We start from the raw sequence: 23834 nt of genomic DNA on the forward strand, positions 1-23834 counted from the left end.
GCTCAGACCGCCGCGGCCTCGGTGCGGGAGAGCGCCTCGAGCACCTGCGGGATGATCTGGTACACGTTGCCGCAGCCGAGAGTGATGACGTAGTCGCCGGGACGCGCGATGCGCGCGGTGTAGTCCGCCGCGCTCTGCCAATCCGGGACGTAGTGCACGTGCTCCGGGTCGGCGAAGGCGTTGCTCACCAGCTCGCCGGTGACCCCTGGCACCGGGTCTTCCCGCGCGCCGTACACGTCCAGCATCACGGTGTGGTCGGCCAGCGACTCGAGGACCTCGGCGAACTCGCGGTACATCTCCTGCGTGCGCGAGTAGGTGTGCGGCTGCTGGATCGCGATGATGCGCCCCTCGCCCACGACCGTCCGCGCCGCGGACAGCGCGGCCGCGACCTCGGTCGGGTGGTGCGCGTAGTCGTCGTACACGCTGACGCCGCGCTCGACGCCGTGGAGCTCGAACCGGCGGACGGTTCCGCCGAAGCCCTCGACGGCGCGGGCGGCCTCGACGAGGCCGTAGCCCAGCACGCGCAGCACCGCGACGGCACCGGCGGCGTTGACCGCGTTGTGCGCGCCGGGCACCCGCAGCTGCACGTCGACGCTCTCGCCGCCCGCGGTGAGCGTGAACGCGACGGGACCATCGGTGCGGATGTCGGTCAGGCGCACGTCGGCCGCGGCATCCTGGCCGAACGTGACGACGTTCGCGTGGGTCAGACGCGCGGTCACGGCCCGGGCACCGGGGTCGTCGGCGGACACGACGACGGCCTCGCGCGCCGCGTCGGCGAAGCGGGCGAACGCCGCGTCGAAGGCCTCGCGCGAGCCGTAGTGGTCGAGGTGGTCGGGGTCGACGTTGGTGATCAGCGCGACCGACGTGTCGTAGAGCAGGAACGTGCCGTCGGATTCGTCGGCCTCGATCACGAACAGGTCGTCGGACCCCGTGCCGCTCGAGGCCCCGAGATCGGCGATGACGCCGCCGTTCACGAACGTCGGGTCGGCGTCGAGCGTCCGTAGTGCGGTGACGATCATGCCGGTCGACGTGGTCTTGCCGTGCGCGCCGGCGACCGAGACGAGACGACGCCCGCCGATGAGCCAGTGCAGCGCCTGCGAGCGGTGGATCACGTGCAGGCCGCGCTCCTTGGCCGTCACGAACTCGGGGTTCTCGGGCCAGATCGCGCCCGTGTGCACCACGGTGTCGGCGTCGCCGAGGTGGGCGGCGTCGTGACCGACGTGGACCGTGGCGCCGCGAGCGGCGAGGTCGCGCAACGCCGCGCTGTCAGCGCGGTCGGAGCCGGAGACCCGGATGCCGCGGTCGAGGAACATGCGCGCGAGTCCGGACATCCCGGAGCCGCCCACGCCGATGAAGTGCGCGGACGTGATGGTCTCGGGAATGGGGAGGCTCAGGTCGGGTCTGATCATGACCTTGCGATCCTACGTCGCGCGGGTGACGGCCCGGGCCCGGCGCGCCCGAGGGTCGACGCCGGACGGGGGTCCCCGATCAGCGCGCGAGCGCCGCGTCCAGGAGCGCGATGACGTTCTCCGTTCCCGCGCGGGTTCCGGTCCGCGCCGCCGCGGCGCGCATCGCCTCGCGCGCGTCCGCGTCGCGCAGGAGCGGCACGATCTCACCCCGCACGCGGTCGGCGGTGAACTCGGCGTCGGCGATGAGCTGCGCCGCCCCCGCGCGCACCGCGGACGCCGCGTTGAGGCTCTGCTCGCCGTTGCCCACCGCGTACGGCACGTACACGGCGGGGATCCCCAGCGCGCTGATCTCGCTCACCGTGGCCGCCCCCGAGCGCGACACGATGAAGTCCGCGAGGGCGAACGCCAGATCCATCCGGTCGACGTAGCGCACGAGCGCGTACCCGGGAACCCCGGGGTCGGCGAGGTCGGACTTCTCCCCCGTCACGTGCAGCAGCTGCCAGCCGGCGTCGAGCACGTCGCGCCACGCGCCGCCGAAGGCGTCGTTGAGACGCTGCGCCCCGAGCGACCCGCCGAACACGAGGAGCGTGGGGGTCGTGGCATCCAGTCCGAAATGCGCGGCCGCCTCGGCGCGCAGGGCCGCGCGGTCGAGGTCGACGATCTCGCGGCGCAGCGGCATGCCGACGACCCGTGCGCCGCGCAGCGGTGTGCCCTCGAACGCCACACCGACCCCGGCTGCGGCGCGCGCGCCCAGGACGTTGGCGAGACCGGGCTTCGCGTTGGCCTCGTGCACGACGAACGGCACGCGCTCCCAACGGGCCGCGACGTACGCCGGGGCTGCCGCGTAGCCGCCGAATCCGACGACGACATCGACGCCGCGCTCGCGGATGATGCTCCGGACCTGCGCGACCGCGCGGCGGAAACGACCCGGGAACGCCGCGGCGGCACGGTCGGGACGGCGCGGGAACGGCACCTTGTCGACGAACAGCAGCTCGTATCCGCGCAGGGGCACGAGACGGGCCTCGAGCCCCTCGCGGGTGCCGAGCACCAGGACATCGTCGGCACCCTCGCGGGCGCGGAGTCCGTCGGCCACGGCGAGCAGGGGGTTCACGTGCCCGGCGGTCCCGCCGCCGGCCAGAAGGGTGGTCGTCACCCTTCGACCCCTAACCACGGGGACGGACAGGGGATGCCACGGCATCCGCCTCTCGGCCCTCCCGGGGCTCAGCTCCGGCGGCGGCGCACGGCGCGCGGCGGGGCCGCGGCGACGGGGCGGCGGTCCGGCAGCGTGCGCGCGCACGACAACAGCACACCGCACGCGATGAGGACCGACAGCAGCGACGTGCCGCCCTGCGACATGAACGGCAGCGGCACCCCGAGCACCGGGAAGATGCGGAGCACCACGCCGATGTTCACGATCGCCTGGCCGACGATCCAGAGGGTGACGGAGCCCGCGACGATCCGCACGAACGTGTCGTCGGTGCGGCGGACGATGTGGAACGCGCCCACGGCGAACAGCGCGAACAGGACCAGCACGACGAGGCATCCGATGAGCCCGAGCTCCTCGCCGATGATCGCGAAGATGTAGTCGTTCGCGGCGGCGGGGAGCCAGTCGTACTTCTCCTTGGAGTTGCCGAGGCCGAGCCCCAGCACGCCGCCGCTCGCGAGGCCCCAGATGCCGTGCAGCGACTGGTAGCACGAGGTGTAGTAGCAGGAGGCGTCGTCGGGGTCGAAGAGGTTGGCGATGCGCGCCATGCGGTTCTCGCTGCCGAACGCCGACGCGAGGACGACCACGAGTGACAGCACGGCCGGGACGATGAACATCCGCAGCTTGATCCCCGCGAAGAACAGCGCACCCAGGACGACCAGCACGAGGATCATCACCGTGCCGAGGTCCTTACCGCCGAGCACGGTGCCGATCACGATCACCGCGACGGGCACGACGGGGATGAACACGTGCTTCCACGACGTCAGCAGGCGGCGCTTGCGGTACAGCACCGCAGCCATCCACAGCGCGAGGGCGAGCTTGAGGAACTCGGCCGGCTGGAACTGGAACCCGGCGATCTGCACCCAGTTGCGGTTTCCGTAGGACTCGATGCCGAGGCCGGGCACGTAGACGAGCAGCTGGAACAGCGTCGCGAAGATCAGCACCGGCCACGCGATGCGCTTCCAGAACTGCATCGGCGCGCGGCTGAGCACGAACATCAGCGGGATGCCGATGACGGCGAAGATCCCCTGCTTGAGGACGTGGTCGAAGGGGTTCTGGCCGCCGTCCGTCGCCGAGGTCGCCGACAGCACCATGACCAGGCCGAAGCCCGTGAGCAGCAGCGCCGCCGACGTGATGAGGAGGAACTCGCTCGGCACGGGCTGGAACGCACGGCCCAGGGACACGCGAGCGGCGAGTCCGGATCGAGCCGGCTCGTCCTCGGGTGCCTGGCGGGGCGGGGGTGCGGTGGTGGTCACGCGGTGATCCCCTCGTCCTACGGTCGGTCCGTTTCCTCGTCCTGGTCGGCGATCCACGCCCGCACCGCCTCGGCGAAGCGCTCGCCGCGGTCGGCGTAGGAGGCGAACTGATCGAACGACGCCGCCGCGGGGGCGAGGAGAACGGTGTCTCCGTCCCGGGCCACATCGGCCGCCAGTTCGACGACCCGTGCCATGACGTCCTCAGTCTCCGTGTGGTCGACCTCGAACAGCGGAACCGTCGGGGCGTGTCGCTCGAACGCGGCCACGATCTCACCGCGGTCCGTGCCGATGACGATGGCGGCCCGGGTCGCGGCACCGCGCGAGCGCACGAGGTCGGCGACGTCGACGCCCTTCAAGAGTCCGCCGACGACCCAGACGGCACCGGGGTATGCCGCGAGCGACGACCCCGCGGCGTGCGGGTTCGTGGCCTTGGAGTCGTCGACCCACGTCACGCCGCGATGCGCGGCGATCACCTGGATGCGGTGCGGGTCGAGCCGGAAGCGGTCGAGCGCGTCGTGGATGTCGCTCGGCGCGACGCCCAGGGAGCGGGCGAGCGCGGCGGCGGCGAGGATGTTCGACACGACGTGCGGCGCGGCGAGGCCGTGCTCGGCGAGGTCGGCGACGGTCGTGAGTTCCAGCGCCGAGGTGGCGCGCTCCTCGAGGAACGCGCGGTCGACGAGGATGCCGTCCACGAGGCCGAGATCGCTCGGGCCCGGGACGCCGAGGTCGAAGCCGATGGCGCGGGCGCCCTCGATGACCTCGGCCTCCTCGACCATCTCGCGGGTGACGAGATCGGCCTTGTTGTACACGCACGCGACCCGGGTCCGCGCGTACACGCCGGCCTTGGCATCCCGGTACGCGGCGAAGCTGCCGTGCCACTCGAGGTGGTCGTCCGCGAGGTTGAGGCAGACGGCCGCGTGCGGCGAGAGCGCGTCCGGGCCGGTCTGCAGGTTGAGGTACCAGAGCTGATGGCTCGAGAGCTCGACGACGAGCGCGTCGAAGCCGTTCGGGTCACGGACCGCGTCGAGGACCGGCGTACCGATGTTCCCGACCGGGACGGCGCGCAGTCCGCCGGCGACGAGCATCTCCGCGGTCAGCCGCGTCGTCGTGGTCTTGCCGTTCGTGCCCGTGATGAGGATCCAGTCGGCGGGGCGGCCGCCGGGGCGCACCACCTTGTCGCGCACTCGCCACGCGAGCTCGACGTCGCCCCACAGCGGGATGCCGCTCTCCCGCGCCCACACGATGAGCGGGTGCGAGGGCGGGAAGCCGGGCGAGGCGATCACGACGTCGGGCGCGAAGTCCGTGAGGACGGCCGGCACGGCGTCGAGCGGACCGACGTGCAGTTCCGCGCCGATCACCGGGAGGAGCCGCGCGTACTCGGGATCCGCCTTCTCGGTGACCACGAGCACCTGCGCGCCGAGCTCCGCGAGGGTGTCGGCGGCGGAGAAGCCCGTGACCGACAGACCGAGCACCGCGACCTTCAGGCCGCGCCAGTCGGCGTACCAGCTGGTGAGGGATGCCACCCGTTCCGCACTCATACTCGGGACAGCCATTCCACGTAGAAGAATCCGACACCCGACACGGCGAGGAGGCCCGCGATGATCCACATGCGCACGACGATCGTCACCTCGGGCCAGCCGCGCATCTCGAGGTGGTGGTGCAGGGGGCTCATGAGGAACAGGCGCTTTCCGCGCGTGATCTTGAAGTAGATCCGCTGCAGGATCACCGATCCGGATGCGATGACGTAGACGCCGGCGATGAGGATGAGCAGCAGTTCGGTGCGCGTGAGGATCGCCATCGCCGCGATCACGCCACCGATCGCCATCGACCCGCAGTCGCCCATGAAGACCTTGGCCTTGGGGGCGTTCCACCACAGGAACCCGACGAGCGCACCGACGAACGAGGCCCCCACGATCGCGAGGTCGAACGGATCGCGGACGGCATAGCAGCCGCCCTGCACCGACGCGTCGAGCACGTCGGCGCACATCTGCTTGTTCTGCCAGAAGGCCATGAGGCTGTAGGCGCCGACGACGAAGATGCCCGAGCCGGCCGCGAGGCCATCGAGTCCGTCGGCGACGTTGACCGAATTGGATGCCGCGGTGCCGATGAGCGAGATCCACGCGAGGTAGAGGAGCCACCCGAGGACCGGACCGAGCGCGAACAGGGAGAGCACCTGGATGTCGCGGAAGATCGAGATGTAGCCCGACGCGGGCGTCTGCGCGATCGCGTTGGGGAAGTTCAACGCGACGATCGCGAACGGGACCGTCACGATCACCTGGCCGGCGATCTTGCGCCACCCGGAGAGGCCCAGGCTGTTCTGGAACCGGACCTTCATGTAGTCGTCGATGAATCCGACGACACCGAAGCCGAGCATGAGCCAGAGGACCAGCAGCCCCGACACCGTCGGGGGGTTGTTCCCCGCGAACGCGCCGATGAAGTAGCCGACGATCGTACCGAGGATGAAGATGGTGCCGCCCATCGTGGGCGTGCCGCGCTTGGCCCCGTGCGAGGGGTTGTGCACGTTCTCGGGCGTGCGGATGACCTGTCCCCAGCCCCACTTCCGGAATCCCCGAAGGAACACCGGAGTGAGGAAGAGCGTGAAGGCCAGAGAGATCCCCGCGGACGTCAGAAGTGATCTCACGCGAACGATTCTCCCAGACGGTCGCCGAGGAACCGCAGCCCGGCGGAGTTGGACGACTTCACCAGCACACGGTCGCCGTCGCGCAGCTCACCCACGAGGTAGTCGTAGGCGGAATCGGCATCGGGGAAGAAGACGGCCTCGCCGTCCCACGACCCCTGCGCGATCGCCTCCAGGTACATGCGGCGCGCCTCCTGGCCGATCACGACGATCCGCTGGATGCGCAGCCGCACCGCCAGCAGTCCGACGCGGTCGTGCTCCTCGTCGGCGTACTCGCCCAGTTCGCTCATCGCGCCGAGCACCGCGACGGTCCGCTCCTCGGGTCCGGTGATCTGCGCGAGCGTGCGCAGGGCGGCGGCCATCGAGTCGGGGCTGGCGTTGTACGCGTCGTTGATGATGCGCACGCGGTCGGAGCCGAGCGGCTGCATGCGCCAGCGCTCGGCGATCTCGACGGTCTCGAGGCGGGCGATGGCATCCGCCGCCGACACCCCCAGCGCCGTCGCCGCGGCGATGGCCGCGAGGGCGTTCATGACGTGGTGCTCGCCGAGCACGCGCAGCGTCAGCGTGTGCGCGACGCCGTCGACGAGCAGATCGGCGCGGGTCCCGGATGCCGAGACCTCGACGTCCACGGCGCGCACCGCCGCACGTTCCCCGTGACCGAACCAGCGCACCTCCTGACCGCGCTCGCGCGCGATCGGCTCCATGGCCGCCACGCGCGGATCGTCGGCGTTGAGGACGGCGAGACCGCCCTCGCGGGTCGCGCGCACGAGCTCGCTCTTGGCGTGAAACGTGGCTTCGATGCCGCCGAAGCCGCCCGCGTGGGCCATGCCCACCATGAGGACGACGCCGATGTCGGGGGTCACGAGGCCCGCGAGCCGCGCGATGGCGCCGGGCCCGCTCGCGCCGAACTCGCTCACGAGGAACCGCGTGTCCTCGGTCACCCGCAGCATCGTGAGCGGCGCACCGACCTCGTTGTTGAAGGACGCGCGGGGCGCCACGGTGGGGCCCTCGTCCTCGAGGATGCGGGCGAGGAGGTTCTTGGTGGTCGTCTTGCCGTTCGAGCCGGTGATCCCGACGATCCGCAGGTCGCCCGCCGAGCGCACGCGTGCGACGACGTCACGGGCGAGTTCCCCGAGGGCCTCGACGACATCGGGGACGACGACCTGGGTGACCGGTTCGTCGAGTTCGCGCTCGACGAGGGCGAGGGCCGCGCCGCGTTCGATCGCCGCGGGGACGAAGAGGTGTCCGTCGGTGGTCTCACCGGGTTTGGCGACGAAGATGCCGCCCGGCTCGATCAGGCGGGAGTCGGTGTCGACGAGGCCGTCGACGGTGGTGTCCGGCGTGTCGTCGCCGTGCAGCACGAGACGACCGCCGAGAACGGCGGCGATGTGGGACAGGGTGGTGGAGATCATTGCTGTGTACGGACGCCCTTTCCGTGTCGGGAGGAGACCGGCATCCGGCGTCTCAGCCGAACTTGGGCAGTTGGGGGCTGGTGGATCCGGAGGGGATCACCCGGTAGTTCTTGAGCACCTGGGTGAGCGCCTTCTGGAACGCGGGGGCGTTGGCCGCAGACGACTTTACCGTCCGAGGTTCGTCGAGGTTGACCGCGACGATGTACTGGGGGTCGTCCGCGGGGGCGAATCCGATCATCGTCGTGAAGTACGCGTCGGGCTTGTACGCACCGGTGTTGGGGTCGGTCTTCTCGCCCGTACCGGTCTTGATCGCGATGCGGTAGCCCGGGATCGCGACCTGGGATGCCAGGGTGCCCTGGGTCGCGACGTTCTCGAGCATCTGCGACACCTTCTGCGCGGTGTCCGCGGAGACGACGCGCTGGCCCTGCTCGGACGGGACGTCGGTGACGGTGCCGTCGGCCGCGGTGCAGCTCTCCACGAGCGAGAGCGGCATGCGTACTCCCCCGTTGGCGATCGTCTGGTACGCGCCGACGAGCTGCGGGATCGTCACCGCGAGGCCCTGACCGAACGCCGTGTTGTAGAACGTCTGGTCGCCCCAGTCCTGCACGGGGTGCAGGATGCCGCCGGACTCGCCGGGGAAGTCGATCGCGGTGGGCGAGCCGACTCCGAACTTCTGCAGGTAGTCGTACCGCGTCTGCGCGGGGATCATCTCGGCGAACTTCGAGATGCCGACGTTCGAGGAGTCGATGAGGACGCCGGTGAGCGTGTAGTCGTTCGGACCGTGGACGAAGGAGTCGGAGACGCGTGCTCCCCCCTTGAGGGTTTCCGTCGAGGACGCCGTCACCGTGGTGTCGGTGGTGAAGGCGCCACTGTCCAGACCGATCGCGGCCGTGAGCGCCTTGAACGTCGAGCCCGGCTCGTTCGGGTCGCTGAAGGCCCAGCTGCCGCGCTCCGCCGCCGGAGAGGCGGTGGGGTCGTTGGGGTCGACGGTCGGGTACTCCGCGAGGGCCCGGACCTTGCCCGTCTTCGCCTCGACCACCGTGATGGCACCGCGCAGCGCGCCGGTGTTCTGCACCTGCTCGGCGATGAGCTGCCCCATGTACCACTGCAGGTCGCGGTCGATCGTGAGCTTGAGCGTGCCGCCGTCGACGGGCGGGCTCGGTCTGGACCTCCGTGCCGGGCAGGACGTTGCCGTCGCGGCCCTGCTGGAACACGACCTTGCCGTCGCGCGAGGACAGGCAGTCGTTGTCGGCGAGTTCGAGCCCCGCGAGGGCCTGCCCGTCGCCACCCACGAAACCGAGGAGGTTTCCGCCGACGGCGCCGTCGGGGTACACGCGGCCGGCCTTCGGTGGGAAGGTGAGGAACGGCAGGCCGAGGTCGGCGAGGGCGCGGTACTGCTCGGTCGACACGTCGCTCGCGATGATCGCGTAACGGGAAGCCGGATCGGCGGCCACGGCATCCGTCACGACCTTCTCGACCGTGGCGGGGTCCTTCCCGAGGATGCCGGCGATCTGCGCCGCGATGTCGGTCCACGTCTTGGTGGTCGTGGTCGTGCCGTCGTCGTTGCGGTCGGTGAGCCCTTGCGCGGCGAGCATCGGGTCGACCTGCACGTCGTAGCGGTGCACGCTGGATGCCAGCGTCACCCCGTTCTCGTCGACGATCGAGCCGCGGGAGCCGTATTCGATCCGCGAATTCTGCAGACCCATCGACAGCGACTCGTCCACGTGCTCGCGGGCGCTCACGACCTGGATGTCGACCAGCCGGATGACGAAGGCGACGAGGACGATGAGCACGAGGGACAGCGCCACCACGGTGCGCCGTCGGGGGGAACGGGAAAGCGGCGTCGTCTTCGGCGTGGCCATGTTCTTATCGTGTCGCAGGGGTCGGCAGACCGTCGCTGATCGGCGGGGGTGTCGCGGAGGCGGCCGGCGCGGGGGGCGCGTCGGTCGGAGCCGCGTCGGTCACCGGAGTCGGCTCGGCGGCCTTCTGGGGGTCGGTCACGAGCGGCACTCCCGAGATCAGGGCGTTGCGGACCGATCCCCGGCCCATGGCATCCACCGACGAGGTGCCCTCGGCGGGCTTGCCCGCGCCGACCACGGCTCCGTCGCTCAGGCGCAGGTACGTCGGCGTCTCGTCGATCACCATCCCGAGCGCGGCGGCGTTCGCAGCGAGGTACTGCGGCGAGTTCAGCCCCGCGACGTCGTCGTACAGGATCTGCTTCTGGTAGGTCAGGTCGCGCTGCTGCTGCGTGAGCGAAGCGATCTCGAACGAGCTCTGGGTCGTCAGGATCGACAGTCCCATCTGCACGAGCGCGATCAGCACCGCCCCGAGGACGGCGACGACGCCGAAGGCACGACGCGGGACGCGACGGCGGGCCGGCGCGTCGACGACGTGCAGGCGTCGGGGCTCGCGTACCGGGACCGGGAACTCCGGCAGGAACGCCGCGTCGATGGTCTGGGGAGCGCTCATGCGTCCTCCTGGATCCGCTCGGCCGCGCGCAGTCGCACGGGGGTGGCGCGCGGGTTGACCGCACGTTCTTCGTCACTGGCGAGCTCGGCCCCCCGCACGAGCAAGCGGAACTTCGGTGCGTGCTCGGGCAGCTCGACCGGCAGCCCGCGCGGGGCGGTGGAGGTCGAGGCGTCCGCGAAGACGCGCTTGACCAGCCGGTCCTCGAGTGACTGGTACGACAGCACGACGATGCGGCCCCCGACCCCGAGCACGCTGAGGGCGGCGGGGATCGCGCGTTCGAGCACCGACAGCTCGGCGTTCACCTCGATGCGCAGCGCCTGGAAGACGCGCTTGGCGGGATGCCGCTCGCGCAGCACCGCGGCCGGCGTCGCCGCCTGCAGCACGTCGACGAGCTGGCCGGACCGCTCCAGCGGCGCCTGCTGGCGCGCGGCGATGATGGCCCGGGCGTAGCGGGCGGCGAGCTTCTCCTCGCCGTACCGCTCGAAGATACGGCGGAGGTCGCCCTCGCCGTACGTCGCGAGGACCTCGGCGGCGGTCACGCCCGATGTCTGGTCCATGCGCATGTCGAGCGGGGCGTCCTGCGCGTAGGCGAACCCGCGCGAGGCCTCGTCGAGCTGCAGAGACGAGACGCCGAGGTCGAACAGGATGCCGTCGACCTTGTCGACGCCGGCGGAGGCCACGGCATCCGCGATCCCGTCGTAGACGGTGTGGACGAACGTCGTGCGCCCCTCGAACCGGGCCAGGCGCTCCCCCGCGATGCGGAGGGCGTCGGTGTCGCGGTCGAGGCCGATGAGGCGGGTGCCGGGGAAGCGTTCGAGGAACGCCTCGGAGTGGCCGCCCATGCCGAGTGTCGCGTCGACGAAGACGGCGCCGTCGCGCTGCAGGGCGGGAGCGAGCAGTTCGGCGCAGCGCTCGAGCAGCACGGGGGTGTGGATGTCGCGGATGTCCATGATGACGGGGCGGGATCGTGGGCTCTGATCCCCATCCGCTCGACCTGGCACCGGGGAAGTGGCGTCAGGGCGTGCGGCTGGGAATCACAGCCGGCGATCAGAACAGTCCCGGGATCACCTCCTGCTCCATCTCGGCGTAGGTCTCTTCGTTGCTTTCGGCGTAGGCGTTCCAGGCCGCGGCGTCCCAGATCTCGGCGTGGGCGCCGACACCCGTCACGACCAGTTCGCGGTCCAGCCCCGCGTAGGCGCGCAGCGCCGGGGGGACCGTGATCCGGTTCTGCCCGTCGGGCTTCTCGGCGCTGGCCCCCGAGAGGAACATGCGCAGGAAGTCGCGGGCCTGCTTGTTGCTGAGCGGCGCCTCGCGGATCCGCTCGTGCACGCGCTCGAACTCCTCGGTGCTGAACACGTAGAGGCAGCGGTCCTGCCCCCGGGTGATCACCACTCCGGCGCCGAGATCGTCACGGAACTTCGCGGGCAGGATGACGCGCCCTTTGTCGTCGAGCTTGGGAGTGTGCGTGCCGAGCAGCATTCGGGCGTCCACCCCCTTCGTCCGGCCTGCGAAGTTTCCCCCACTTTACTCCACCACCCTCCACTTTGCTATCGAAACGCGGCCCTTTCCCAGGGATGCCGAGGCGTGTATGGTCCGCTCCCCCTCGACGCCGTGGCGGCTAGAACCGCGGAATCACGCGGCGCGCGCGCTCGCGGGTGCCGTCGGTGGAGGGAAAGGGAGGGATTCCGGCGTCACCCGGGAGCGGGGGCGCCTCGCGCGCCGGCATCCCTCCTCCTCCCCGCGCTCACACGGGCACAAAAAAACACCGGCTCCGAAGAGCCGGTGTTCTCGAGAAGAAGCGGAGGGTGTCAGTGCCCGTCGTTGCGGCGGTCCCAGCGGTCGTTCATGCGGTCCATGAAGGAGCCGCCCGACGCGCGCGGGCCGCGCTTGGCCGATGCCGACCGAGCCGAGGGCAGACGCGAAGAGTTGCGGGTCGGGGTGACGGCGAAGACGACGCCGCCGACCATCACCAGGAATCCGACGACACCGACCGCGATGCCGAGGACGCCGGTGTTGAATCCGATCGAGACGCCCGCGATGAGAGCACCGAGACCGGCGAGCACGAGGATCGAGCCGAGGACGATGTTGCGGTAGCTGAGCGCGCGACTTGGGGCCGTGACGACGTCGGCGTCGTTACTCATGAGATGGCGCTCCATCTCGTCCAGCAGACGCTGCTCCTGTTCGGAGAGTGGCATGCCTTCCCCCTCTATTGCTGAGTACGGTCGATTCTACGCGGGGCGAGGATCACTAGGCTAGGCCCGTGCCGACCTCCCCGGAACCGATCGAGGCTGTTTCTCAGCGACTCGACAAGTTCGTATCTGAACAGATATCGTACGCCTCCGGCCTGGGGGAAGAGGCCGAGAAGATGGCACGCGCGGGCGCCTCTTCGCTCCGCGGAGGCAAGCGCCTTCGCGCCCGCTTCCTCCTCACCGGGCGCCACGCCGTAGAAGAGGTCTCCGACGACGCCTCGACCGCCCCCGACGCCGCCGCGATCGGCGTCGCCGCCGCCCTCGAAATCTTCCAGGCGGCGGCCCTCGTGCACGACGACCTCATCGACAACTCCGACACCCGGCGCGGACAGCCCGCCGCTCATCGCGCACTGCAGACGGTCCACACGGACGCGCTCTGGGCCGGGGATTCCGAGGCTTTCGGGCGCTCCGCCGCCATCCTGCTCGGCGACCTGCTCGTCGCATGGAGCGACGATCTGCTCGAGGAGTCCCTCGACGGCATCGCGACGGCGGCGGCCACCCGGCGGCAGTACGCGCACATGCGTCGGGACGTGACGATCGGGCAGTTCCTCGACGTCGCGGAGGAGTCGGCCTACGCCGTCCACGCGGACGAGGACCACGCCGATCGCGCGCTGCGCGTCGCGTCCTACAAGTCGGCGCGGTACAGCATCCAGAAACCGCTGCAGATCGGGGCCGCTCTCGCGGGCGCCGACGACGCTCAGCTCGAGGCCCTCGGCCGGTTCGGGCACGACATCGGCATGGCGTTCCAACTGCGCGACGACGTCCTCGGCGTCTTCGGCGACAGCGCGGTCACGGGCAAGCCCTCCGGCGACGATCTGCGCGAGGGCAAGCGCACGGTGCTCGTCGCGTACGCACGGCAGGCACTCCCCGACGACGCGCGCGCCGACCTCGACGGGATGCTCGGGGATCGGACCCTGGATGCCACGCGCATCCGCGATCTGCAGGAGACGATCGTCTCCACGGGGGCTCTCGCCCGGACGGAAGAGCTGATCGCCGAGTACGAGCGGCAGGCCGAGCGGGCGCTCGACGGCGCGCGACTCGGCGCCGGAGCCGTCGCGGAGCTGCGCACGCTCGCGCGCGCCGCCACGCAGCGGACGTCCTGAGGCGTCCTCCGCCCGAGTTCGGGCGAGCGCTCAGGCGAGCGTGGCCGCGACGCGGCGCACTTCGCTCTTGCGCCCCGCGAGGAGCGCCTCGATCGGGGCGACCCCGATGGTCTCTTCCGGCGTGAGCAGCCAGTCGATCGTCTCGTCGGCGTCGAACCCCGCGTCGTGGAGCACGATGATCGTGCCGCGCAGCGACGGAAGCGGGCGGCCGTCGACGATGAACACCGCGGGAACACGCAGCACGCCGTCCCGACGCGAACCGACCAGGTAGTTCTCGTCGAGGAAGCGGCGGACTCGTCCGAGCGGCTCGCCCAGCACGTCGACGAGGTCGGGGAGCGTCAGCCATTCAGTAGGGAAACGGGGCGTGTCGGTCACCTTGCCACTATCTCATCCCACGGCCGTCCGAACGACGTTCAGGACCGCCCGTCACATCCGTCACAGGCGCCCCACGCGTTGACATCCGCCCCGCACCGTGCGACCGTGGCGGGCAGTCGGAAGAACGGATCCCCCACCATGCGACGACTCCCTGCTCCTCTCGCGCGCCCGCGCGCCCTGACCGTCTGGCCCGCCGCGGTCGCCGGCACGATCGCGCTCGCCCTGTCGGGTGAGAACGCCGCGCATGCCGCGCCGCCCGCCCCCGCGCTCGCCGCCGTTCCGCCCGCGCCGCGGACGCTCGGCCTCCCCGTGCTGACGGCCGTCCCCGCGGCCTCCACCTACACGGTGCAGCCCGGCGACACCGTGTGGGCGATCGCCCGCGCGCACGGCCTCGACACCGCCGCCATGCTCGCCGCGAACGGCCTCGACGCCGGGAGCGTCATCCGGCCCGGCCATGGGTACTCGCGCTCGTCGCCGCGGACGCGGCCCCGACGCCCGCCCCCACCGCGGCCCGCACCCACGAGGTGGTCCCGGGCGACACCGTCTCCGCGATCGCGGCCGCCAACGGCACCTCCGTCGACGCCGTCCTGACCGCGAACGGCCTGACCCGGGAATCGATCATCTACCCGGGCCAGACGCTGGACATCCCCGCGCCCGGAGCGAACGCGGCCACCGCGAGCGTGGCATCCGCGGCACCGGCGACGGCTCCCGGACTCGACGCCGAGCAGTCCGACAACGCCCGCCTCATCATCCGCATCGGCCGGGAGCTGGGCGTCTCCGACCGCGGCATCGCGATCGCCCTCGGCACGGCGATGCAGGAGTCGTGGCTGCGCAACCTCGACTGGGGAGACCGCGACTCGCTCGGCCTGTTCCAGCAGCGGCCGAGCAGCGGCTGGGGCTCCCCCGAGCAGATCCTCGACCGGGAGCGCGCGACCCGCGTGTTCTACGGCGGCGCGGGAGACCCGAACGGCACGGCGACGCGCGGCCTCCTCGACATCCCGGGCTGGGAGAGCATGGCCTACGCCGACGCCGCGCAGGCGGTGCAGATCTCCGCGTACCCCGATCGATACGCGCAGTGGGAGTCCGTGGCATCCGTCTGGCTGTCCGTTCTCGGGTGATGCGAAGGTGAGCCGCTCCCCGGGCTCACAGGGGGCGCTCCGTAGACTCGACACGTGAGCACGAGTCAGCAGGCCGACCCGCTGATCGGCCGTCTCGTCGACGGTCGATACCGGGTCCGTGCGCGCATCGCGCGCGGCGGCATGGCGACCGTGTACGTCGCCACCGACCTGCGTCTCGAACGACGGGTCGCGCTCAAGGTCATGCACGGCCACCTCAGCGACGACACCGTGTTCCAGAGCCGGTTCATTCAGGAAGCCCGGTCGGCCGCGCGCCTGTCGGACCCGCACGTCGTCAACGTCTTCGACCAGGGCCAGGACGGCGACATGGCGTACCTCGTCATGGAGTACCTGCCGGGCATCACGCTGCGCGAACTCCTGCGCGAGCACAAGCGCCTCACGGTGGATCAGACCCTGACGATCATGGATGCCATCCTCTCGGGGCTCGCCGCCGCCCACCGGGCGGGCATCGTGCACCGGGACGTCAAGCCCGAGAACGTACTCCTGGCCGAAGACGGCCGCATCAAGATCGGCGACTTCGGCCTCGCCCGGGCGACCACCGCCAACACCGCGAGCGGCGCGCAGCTCATGGGCACGATCGCCTACCTCGCGCCCGAACTCGTGACGCGGGGAACGGCGGACGCCCGCAGCGACATCTACTCGCTCGGGATCATGCTCTACGAGATGCTCGTGGGCGAGCAGCCGTACAAGGGCGAGCAGCCCATGCAGATCGCCTACCAGCACGCCACCGACTCCGTCCCGCGTCCGAGCGCGAAGAACTCCGGCGTCCCCGAACAGCTCGACGAGCTCGTCCTGTGGGCCACCGAGCGGGAGCCCGCGGAGCGACCGCTCGACGCGGGCGCGATGCTCGCGCGCCTGCGCGAGATCGAGAAGGAGCTGGGGCTCGCGCCCCAGGTCGCCCGTGCCGTCTCGGTCGGAACGGTCACCGCGAGCGCCTCCGAGTCGCGCGAGCTCACCAAGGTGCTGCCGCAGACGGCCGTGGCCCCGGCCGTGCCCGTCGACGACGTCGACAACGCGACGCGTCTGCGTCAGCGCACCCGCCGACGCACGACCCGCGGGATCTGGCTGTTCGCGCTCGTCCTGCTGCTCGCGGCGGGGGCGGCGGGAACCGGCTGGTGGTTCGGCTCGGGTCCGGGATCCCTGGTCGCCGTGCCCGACGTCTCGCGCATGAGCTACGCGGAGGCGGAGACCCTGCTCACCCAGGAGCAGCTCGCCGCCACGCAGCAGGAGGTCAACGACCGCGAGATCCCGGCGGGGACGACGGTCGGGTCGGACCCCGTGGTGAACACGCGCCTCGACAAGGGCACGGTCGTCACCGTCTTCGTCTCGATCGGACCGGCGTCGCACGACCTGCCCGAGCTCGCGGGGAAGAGCGCGGAGGACGTCAACGGCATCCTGGAGTCCGCTTACATCGGCGTGTCCGGGACGACGCAGGAGTTCACGGATGCCGGCGCGGGAACCGTGCTCGGAGCATCCGTGACCCCGCGGGCCGGCGGTGACGCGATCGACTGCACGAAGGGCTGCACCGTGCACGAGGGCGACGCGGCCGCACTCGTCGTGTCCCTCGGACCGATCCCCGAGGTCGCGGGACTCACGCAGGCGCAGGCCGAGAAGGCGATGAGCGACGTGCAGCTGAAGACCCAGACGTCGGAGCAGTACAGCAACTCGGTCCCGTCGGGCACGGTCATCGGGATCAACGATCGCGAGGGCGGCGGGAACTGGCGCCCCGGCGAGACCGTCACGCTGAACGTCTCGATCGGACCGAAGCCCGTCCTCATCCCCGAGAACGTCGTCGGCATGACGATCCGCGAGGCGGTCAACACGTTGAAGGGCCTCGGGTTCGACGTGAACGCCGGCATCGACGACGGCACGCTCCCCCTCGGCTTCAAGTACTGGGACATCTACAAGGTGCGCTCGACCAACCCCAAGGCCGGGACCACGGCGCCGCAGGGCAGCACGGTCACGCTCACGCCGACGCTTTAGAAACGAGTGACGCCCCCGACCGTGGGCGGATTCAATGGGTCGTCGCAACACCAACTGAACTAAACGAGTTCTAGCAGACGCTGGGCTGGGGTATCCCAGCCCAGCGTTTTGCGTGGGCGCCCGTTGAGCTTCTGGGCGACGTGCTCGAGGTCTTCGGGGCCGAAGACGGAGAGGTCGGTGCCTTTGGGGAAGTACTGCCGGAGCAGTCCGTTGGTGTTCTCATTCGACCCGCGCTGCCAGGGACTGGCGGGGTCGCAGAAATACACGGGGACGTCCGTGGCGATCGTGAACGCCTTGTGCCCGGCCATCTCCGTCCCTTGGTCCCAGGTCAACGACCCCCGCAGGTGCGCGGGGAGCGTGCCGATCAGTTCTACGAGGACATCACGGACGGTCTCGGCGGTGTGATCGCGGGCGGGCAGGTGCCCGAGCATGACGTAACGGGTGGCGCGTTCGACGAGGGTGACGATCGCGGACTGGTTACCGGCTCCCATGATCAGATCACCCTCCCAATGCCCCGGGACGGCGCGGTCCGCGACCTCCGCCGGGCGCTCACTGATCATCACCATCGGATCAACGAACCGGCTCGTGCGGTGCTCGGGCGAACGGTGGGGTTTGCGGCGGGCTCGACCCGAACGCAGCGCATCGGCGACCTCGCGTTTCAACCCGCCGCGGGCTTGGACGTAGATAGCTTGGTAGATCGTCTCCGCGCTCACCTGCATGCCCTCATCACCCGCGTGATCGCGCGACAACACGCCGCTGATCTGTCCCGGAGACCATTGTTCCTTCAGACGGTCGGAAACATAGTCCCGCAACCGTCCGGGCTGAGCGAGCTTCGCCGCCGCTTCGGACGAACCCGTTTCGCTGCGGCGTCGCGGTGGGCCGCATGCGGCAGGTAACGCCCGTTCGCGTCGATACGCGCGCGGAGCTCCCGCATGATTGTCGACGCGGGCCGGTCCAACTCCCGCCCTATCGCTCGCAACGACAGACCCGCCCGCCGCAGATCAGCGATCTTCTCCCGCTCCGACAGCGACAACAACCGAGAACCGACCTCCGCGGGAACCGCAGCTACCAGGGGCTTCACGCTCCCCATCGTGGTCTGCCCCGTCGAATAATCCACCCGACGCCCGTCGGGATAGATCCGCGCGTTCATCGTCCGGCGGACACCTCGATCCCAATCCTTCGCGGTCCGCTCATGAATCCCCACCGCAGCCGCCGCTTCACGGCGACTCATACCTTCCGCCCGCAACCGCGCGAACTCCGCCCGGCCCGGATGGCCCACACGCACCGAAGCCATACCCGCCTGCCGCGCCCACGAGAACCCCGTATGGCGATTGACCCCCAACTCCCGCGCCACCACAGTGACGCTCCCCACCTCACTCAACCGCCGGAGAAACAACTCCCGCACGACCGCACCCGACTCCCCCTGAAATAACACGGTGGCCGCAACCTCCCAAAACCTGGGGTGTTGCGACCACCGTTAGAACCCGCTGTGCGGTCAGGGGCGTCCTTCGATTCGTCTCAGCGGTTCTCGAGCTCCTCGGCCACGAGGAACGCCAGCTCGAGGCTCTGACGGTGGTTGAGGCGCGGGTCGCACAGGCTCTCGTAGCGCGTCGCGAGGGTGGCCTCGTCGATCATCTCGGAGCCGCCGAGGCACTCGGTCACGTCGTCGCCGGTCAGTTCGACGTGGATGCCACCCGGGTGCGTGCCCACCTGGCGGTGCGCCTCGAAGAACCCGCGGACCTCGTCCACCACGTCGTCGAAACGCCGCGTCTTGTAGCCGGTCGGCGTCGTGATGCCGTTGCCGTGCATCGGGTCGGTGACCCACAGCGGCGTCGCACCCGACGCGCGGACGGCCTCGAGCAGCGGCGGCAGGGCGTCGCGGATCTTGCCCGCGCCCATGCGCGTGATGAAGGTGAGGCGTCCAGGCTCGCGCTCGGGGTCGAGCTTGTCGATGAGGGCGAGCGCCGTCTCGGGCGTCGTCGTCGGGCCGAGCTTCACACCGATCGGGTTGCGGATCTTGGAGAAGTAGTCGACGTGCGCGCCGTCGAGCTCGCGCGTGCGCTCGCCGATCCACTGGAAGTGGGACGACGTGTTGTACGCGAGGCCGGTGCGCGAGTCGATGCGGGTCATCGGGCGCTCGTAGTCCATGAGCAGACCCTCGTGGCCGGTGTAGAACTCCACGCGCGTCAGCTCGTCGAAGTCGGCACCGGCGGCCTCCATGAACTTGATGGCGCGGTCGATCTCGGTCGCCATGCTCTCGTACGCCTGGTTGGCCGGGTTGCTCGCGAAGCCCTTGTTCCAGCTGTGCACTTCGCGGAGGTCGGCGAACCCGCCCTGCGTGAAGGCGCGGATGAGGTTCAGGGTCGACGCGGCCGTGTGGTAGCCCTTGAGCAGACGCGCGGGGTCGGCCTTGCGCGACTCCTCGGTGAAGTCGTAGCCGTTGACGATGTCGCCGCGGTACGCGGGCAGCGTCACGTCGCCGCGGGTCTCGGTGTCGCTCGAGCGGGGCTTGGCGAACTGCCCCGCCATGCGGCCCATCTTCACGACGGGCATCGACGCGCCATACGTGAGGACGACCGCCATCTGGAGCACCGTCTTGATGCGGTTGCGGATCTGCTCGGCGGTCGCGCCGGCGAACGTCTCGGCGCAGTCACCGCCCTGCAGGAGGAACGCCTGACCCGCGGCGGCCCGAGCGAGACGGTCACGGAGGATGTCGACCTCGCCCGCGAAGACGAGCGGAGGGAGGGTGGCCAATTCGGCGGATGCCGCGGCCACAGCGGCCTCGTCATACCACTGGGGCTGCTGCTTGATGGGCAGGGTCCGCCAGTGGTCGAGGTCGTGGAGCTGCTGATTCACCCCTGAAGTCTAGTGGCGGGCCGCGGGCGCCTTCGCCGCCTGGGCACTGGCCAACCGGTCCTTCACCGTCGACGCGTAGACGTCCTCGTAGCGCTGTTCGCCGAGGCGCTGCAGCGCCACCATGATCTCGTCCGTGACGGAGCGGAGGATGTAGCGGTCGCCCTCCATGCCCTGGAACCGGGAGAAGTCGAGCGGTTCGCCGATGACGATCCCGACGCGTCCGACGCGCGGCAGCCGCTGACCGATGGGCATGACCGCCCCGGTGTCGACCATCACGACGGGGATCACCGGCACGCGCGCCTCGAGCGCCATGCGGGCGATGCCCGTGCGGCCCCGGTAGAGCGTTCCGTCGGGGCTGCGCGTGCCCTCGGGGTAGATGCCGAGCAGCTCGCCGCGCCCGAGCACCCCGAGACCGGTGTTGAGGGATGCCTCGGACGCCTTGCCTCCGGATCGGTCGATCGGCAGCTGGCCGGTGGCGGTGAAGAACAGGCGCGTCGCCCAGCCCTTCAGTCCCTTGCCGGTGAAGTAGTCGCTCTTGGCGAGGAACGCCATGCGGCGGTCGATCATGAGCGGCAGGAAGATCGAGTCGGAGAACGACAGGTGGTTGCTGGCGAGGATCGCCGCGCCCTCGCGCGGGATGTTGCGACGGCCCACGATCCACGGGCGGAACACGGCCTTGATGACCGGTCCGATGACCACGTACTTCATGAGCCAGTAGAACATCGTCAGCGCTCCATCCCCGCGAGGTCGGCGACCCCGATGAGACCGGCGTCGTTGCCCAGTCGCGCGATCGTGAACTCGGCCACCGGACGTTCACCGTACCCCGGAAGGGAGGTCTCGTACGCGAGCTTCACCGGGACGAGGAGGTCGTCGCCGAGCTGCGCCACTCCCCCGCCGATCACGAAGAGCTCGGGGTCGAGCACGGCCTGGAATCCACCGCACGCCTCGCCGAGGGCGGTGGCGACGCGGCGCAGGGCCTCGAGAGCTCCGGGATCGCCCGCGAGCACGAGACGCGACACGGCGGGGCCGGGGATCGCACCCTTCTCGGCGCGCACCGCCGCCAGGGCCGCACCGATGCCGCCCTCGTCGGCGATGGCGTTGGCCTCGCGCTGCAGCGCGCGTCCCGAGGCGTACTGCTCAAGGCATCCGTTCTGTCCGCATCCGCACGGGTGCCCGCCGCGCACGAACCGCAGGTGGCCGAGCTCGGCGCCGATGCCGTGGCCGCCGCGGAACAGCTCGCCGTTGGTGACGACGGCGCCGCCGACGCCGGTACCCATCGTCAGCATGACCATGTCGTGGACGCCCTGGCCCGCGCCAAAGCGGTACTCGCCCCAGCCCGCGGCGTTGGCATCGTTCTCGACCGTCACCGGCGTGTTCAGCCGGCCCTCGAGCCGCGCGCGCAGGGGCTCGTTGCGCCAGTCGATGTTCGCCGCGTAGATGACGGTGCTGCGGTCGCGGCTGATGAATCCGGCCGCGGCGACGCCGATCGCGTGGACGTCGTGGCCGCGCCGGAGGTGCTCGGCCATGTCGACGACGGCATCCACGAGGGCGACGGGATCGATGGGGGTGTCCACCCGGAGCTTCTCGACGATCGCGCCGTTCTCGTCGACCACCCCACCGGCGATCTTCGTGCCGCCGATGTCGATACCGATGTTGAGCACCGCACTCCCCTTCTCGGCCCGCCCCGCGGCTCGGCCCGCAGCAGTCTAGCCACCGGGGCGCGACGAGGCGGACCGCCCGGCGCGCCCGGGGCGCGGTCGGAACCTACGACTAGACTCGATGGACCGCTGAACGCTCTTTCCGGTACACAAAGGAGTTGCCGTGATCCAGTTCGACCATGCCCCCGTCGTCCCCGCCGATCCGACCGCGAACGTTTCCGATCTGCTCGCCGAGCGCGTGGCCGCCACGCCCGACCGGGCCCTCTTCGCCGTCCCCGACGGCTCGGGGTGGCGCGAGGTCTCGGCGCGCGATTTCGAGCAGCAGGTCATCGCCCTCGCGAAGGGCTTCGTCGCCGCCGGCATCCAACCCGGCGAGAAGGTCGCCTTCATCGCCCGCACCACGTACGACTGGACCCTCGTCGACTTCGCGCTGTTCTATGCCGGCGCGGTCATGGTGCCGGTGTACGAGACGAGCTCGCCCTCGCAGATCTCGTGGATCATCTCCGACTCGGGCGCGATCGCCGCGGTCGTCGAGTCGCCCGAGCACGGTCAGCGCCTCGACGAGGTGCGCAGCGACCTGCCGCTCGTGCGCGACGTCTGGGCCATGCACGCCGGTGACCTCGACGCCCTCGTCTCCCGCGGGAAGGAGATCGAGGATGCCGAGATCGCCCGCCGCCGCGCCATCGCGAACAGCTCCGACGTCGCCACGCTCATCTACACCTCGGGCTCGACGGGGCGCCCCAAGGGCTGCGTCCTGACGCACGGCAACTTCGTCGAACTCGCCCGGAACTCCGCCAAGGCGCTGCACGAGGTCGTCGAGACGCCCGGCGCGTCGACGCTGCTGTTCATCACGACCGCGCACGTGTTCGCCCGCTTCATCTCGCTGCTCAACGTCCACGCCGGCGTGAAGACCGGCCACCAGCCCGACACCAAGCAACTGCTCCCGGCGCTCGGATCCTTCCAGCCGACCTTCCTCCTCGCCGTCCCGCGCGTGTTCGAGAAGGTCTACAACTCGGCGGAGCAGAAGGCCGAGGCGGGCGGCAAGGGCAAGATCTTCCGCGCCGCCGCCGCGGCCGCCGTCGAGCACTCCGAGCGCGAGCAGCAGGGGAAGCCGATCCCGCTCCTCCTGAAGATCAAGTTCGCGCTGTTCGACCGGCTCGTGTACTCCAAGCTCCGCGAGGCCATGGGCGGCCGCATCGTCTACGCCGTGTCGGGGTCGGCTCCGCTCGGCCCGCGGCTGGGGCACTTCTTCCGCAGCCTCGGCGTCGTGATCCTCGAGGGCTACGGCCTCACCGAGACCACGGCCCCGGCAACCGTGAACCTCGCGACCAAGTCCAAGATCGGCACGGTCGGCCCCGTCCTGCCGGGCGTGAGCGTGCGCCTCGCGGAAGACGGCGAGATCCAGGTGCGCGGCATCAACGTCTTCTCCGAGTACTGGCGCAACCCCGAGGCCACGGCCGAGGCGTTCGACGGCGACTGGTTCAAGACGGGCGACATCGGGGCGTTCGACTCCGACGGGTTCCTCTCCATCACCGGGCGGAAGAAGGAGATCATCGTCACCGCCGGCGGCAAGAACGTCGCGCCCGCCGCGCTCGAGGACCCCATCCGCGCGAACCCGATCGTCGGCCAGGTCGTCGTGGTCGGCGACCACAAGCCGTTCATCTCGGCGCTCGTGACCCTCGACACCGAGATGCTGCCGACGTGGCTCGCGAACAACGGGCTGCCGGCCGACATGTCGCTCACCGAGGCGGCGACGAACGAGAAGGTGCGCGCAGAGGTGCAGAGCGCGATCGACCGCGCCAACACGCGCGTCTCGCGCGCGGAATCCATCCGCAAGTTCACGATCCTCCCGACCGAGTGGACCGAGGCGAGCGGGCACCTGACGCCGAAGATGAGCATCAAGCGCAACGTCATCGTCAGCGACTTCGCCGACGCCATCGAGGACATCTACGCGGTGCCGATCAACACCACCAACGTGTCGCTGCCCTGACGGGCCGCGAGAACGGGCGCCGGAACGAGAACGGGCCGATCCATCACGGATCGGCGCGTTCTCATGGCATCCCCTGTTCTCGGGACAGGATGCCGG

General features: G+C 70.4%; 20 protein-coding genes and 2 pseudogenes. 5 read left to right on the forward strand and 17 right to left on the reverse strand.

The window, feature by feature from the left end; translation table 11 throughout:
* Positions 1–2: 2 nt before the first annotated feature.
* From murC to RKD05_RS17005, 12 genes and pseudogenes are all read right to left on the reverse strand, one after another.
* On the reverse strand, positions 3–1409 hold the full coding sequence (gene murC, locus RKD05_RS16950) for a UDP-N-acetylmuramate--L-alanine ligase (protein ID WP_424711578.1): 1407 nt from the start codon (positions 1407–1409) through the stop codon (positions 3–5).
* Positions 1410–1488: 79 nt separating this feature from the next.
* Complete coding sequence (locus RKD05_RS16955; RefSeq protein ID WP_424711580.1) at positions 1489–2562, reverse strand: UDP-N-acetylglucosamine--N-acetylmuramyl-(pentapeptide) pyrophosphoryl-undecaprenol N-acetylglucosamine transferase; 1074 nt, start codon at positions 2560–2562, stop codon at positions 1489–1491.
* Between the two features lie 68 nt (positions 2563–2630).
* Positions 2631–3869, reverse strand: coding sequence for a putative lipid II flippase FtsW (ftsW, locus tag RKD05_RS16960; protein ID WP_424711581.1), 1239 nt, complete (start codon positions 3867–3869; stop codon positions 2631–2633).
* Positions 3870–3886: 17 nt separating this feature from the next.
* A complete protein-coding gene (murD, locus tag RKD05_RS16965) occupies positions 3887–5422 on the reverse strand; it encodes a UDP-N-acetylmuramoyl-L-alanine--D-glutamate ligase (RefSeq protein WP_424711583.1) in 1536 nt (511 codons plus the stop codon).
* The gene (gene mraY / locus RKD05_RS16970; protein WP_424711585.1) at positions 5404–6510 is read right to left on the reverse strand and encodes a phospho-N-acetylmuramoyl-pentapeptide-transferase; all 1107 of its coding nucleotides are present in this window, start codon (positions 6508–6510) and stop codon (positions 5404–5406) included. Before mraY ends, murD begins: the two co-directional genes overlap by 19 nt.
* Positions 6507–7919 (reverse strand): UDP-N-acetylmuramoyl-tripeptide--D-alanyl-D-alanine ligase, encoded by a 1413-nt coding sequence (locus RKD05_RS16975; protein WP_424711587.1) that lies wholly within the window; start codon positions 7917–7919, stop codon positions 6507–6509. The genes mraY and RKD05_RS16975 overlap by 4 nt, the downstream gene beginning before the upstream one ends.
* A 52-nt stretch (positions 7920–7971) precedes the next feature.
* Positions 7972–9018, reverse strand: coding sequence for a peptidoglycan D,D-transpeptidase FtsI family protein (locus RKD05_RS16980; RefSeq protein WP_424711588.1), 1047 nt, complete (start codon positions 9016–9018; stop codon positions 7972–7974).
* Between the two features lie 241 nt (positions 9019–9259).
* A pseudogene (locus RKD05_RS16985) lies at positions 9260–9781 on the reverse strand (penicillin-binding protein 2); the annotation flags it as partial.
* Positions 9782–9785: 4 nt separating this feature from the next.
* Positions 9786–10388, reverse strand: a complete 603-nt coding sequence (locus RKD05_RS16990; RefSeq protein WP_424711590.1) for a hypothetical protein — start codon at positions 10386–10388, stop codon at positions 9786–9788.
* Positions 10385–11338 (reverse strand): 16S rRNA (cytosine(1402)-N(4))-methyltransferase RsmH, encoded by a 954-nt coding sequence (gene rsmH, locus RKD05_RS16995; protein WP_424711591.1) that lies wholly within the window; start codon positions 11336–11338, stop codon positions 10385–10387. The genes RKD05_RS16990 and rsmH overlap by 4 nt, the downstream gene beginning before the upstream one ends.
* Positions 11339–11435: 97 nt before the next feature.
* A complete protein-coding gene (gene mraZ / locus RKD05_RS17000; RefSeq protein WP_022878852.1) occupies positions 11436–11867 on the reverse strand; it encodes a division/cell wall cluster transcriptional repressor MraZ in 432 nt (143 codons plus the stop codon).
* A 329-nt stretch (positions 11868–12196) separates the two neighbouring features.
* On the reverse strand, positions 12197–12583 hold the full coding sequence (locus RKD05_RS17005; RefSeq protein WP_424711593.1) for a DUF3040 domain-containing protein: 387 nt from the start codon (positions 12581–12583) through the stop codon (positions 12197–12199).
* Positions 12584–12648: 65 nt separating this feature from the next.
* Between RKD05_RS17005 and RKD05_RS17010 the strand changes: the two genes are divergently transcribed.
* Positions 12649–13740, forward strand: coding sequence for a polyprenyl synthetase family protein (locus tag RKD05_RS17010; protein WP_424711595.1), 1092 nt, complete (start codon positions 12649–12651; stop codon positions 13738–13740).
* A gap of 30 nt (positions 13741–13770) precedes the next feature.
* Here the strand turns inward: RKD05_RS17010 and RKD05_RS17015 are convergent, their stop codons facing one another.
* Entirely contained in the window at positions 13771–14115 is a 345-nt protein-coding gene (locus RKD05_RS17015; protein WP_424711597.1) for an Rv2175c family DNA-binding protein, read from the reverse strand.
* 138 nt (positions 14116–14253) lie between these two features.
* Here RKD05_RS17015 and RKD05_RS17020 point away from each other — a divergent pair, with 138 nt between their 5' ends.
* Genes RKD05_RS17020 through pknB form a run of 3 tightly spaced genes read left to right on the forward strand, consistent with a single transcriptional unit; the run spans position 14254 to position 17234 of the window.
* Positions 14254–14706, forward strand: coding sequence for a LysM peptidoglycan-binding domain-containing protein (locus tag RKD05_RS17020; protein ID WP_424711599.1), 453 nt, complete (start codon positions 14254–14256; stop codon positions 14704–14706).
* Positions 14640–15233: a LysM peptidoglycan-binding domain-containing protein gene (locus tag RKD05_RS17025; RefSeq protein ID WP_424711601.1), complete on the forward strand. Its 594-nt coding sequence runs from the start codon at positions 14640–14642 to the stop codon at positions 15231–15233. The genes RKD05_RS17020 and RKD05_RS17025 overlap by 67 nt, the downstream gene beginning before the upstream one ends.
* A gap of 54 nt (positions 15234–15287) precedes the next feature.
* Positions 15288–17234, forward strand: coding sequence for a Stk1 family PASTA domain-containing Ser/Thr kinase (pknB, locus tag RKD05_RS17030; RefSeq protein WP_424711602.1), 1947 nt, complete (start codon positions 15288–15290; stop codon positions 17232–17234).
* Positions 17235–17293: 59 nt separating this feature from the next.
* Here the strand turns inward: pknB and RKD05_RS17035 are convergent.
* The 4 genes and pseudogenes from RKD05_RS17035 to RKD05_RS17050 form a co-directional block, all read right to left on the reverse strand.
* Positions 17294–18465, reverse strand: a pseudogene (locus RKD05_RS17035) (IS30 family transposase).
* Between the two features lie 287 nt (positions 18466–18752).
* Complete coding sequence (locus tag RKD05_RS17040) at positions 18753–20090, reverse strand: class II 3-deoxy-7-phosphoheptulonate synthase (RefSeq protein WP_022878841.1); 1338 nt, start codon at positions 20088–20090, stop codon at positions 18753–18755.
* A gap of 9 nt (positions 20091–20099) precedes the next feature.
* Positions 20100–20813, reverse strand: coding sequence for a lysophospholipid acyltransferase family protein (locus tag RKD05_RS17045; RefSeq protein WP_022878840.1), 714 nt, complete (start codon positions 20811–20813; stop codon positions 20100–20102).
* A 2-nt stretch (positions 20814–20815) separates the two neighbouring features.
* Positions 20816–21751: an ROK family glucokinase gene (locus tag RKD05_RS17050; RefSeq protein WP_424711603.1), complete on the reverse strand. Its 936-nt coding sequence runs from the start codon at positions 21749–21751 to the stop codon at positions 20816–20818.
* Positions 21752–21911: 160 nt separating this feature from the next.
* On the opposite strand from RKD05_RS17050, the gene RKD05_RS17055 reads away from it, so the two are divergent.
* Positions 21912–23738 (forward strand): AMP-dependent synthetase/ligase, encoded by a 1827-nt coding sequence (locus tag RKD05_RS17055; RefSeq protein ID WP_424711605.1) that lies wholly within the window; start codon positions 21912–21914, stop codon positions 23736–23738.
* Positions 23739–23834 lie beyond the last annotated feature (96 nt).

This window comes from Microbacterium sp. SLBN-111 (assembly GCF_049739645.1).
Classification (GTDB): Bacteria; Actinomycetota; Actinomycetes; order Actinomycetales; family Microbacteriaceae; genus Microbacterium.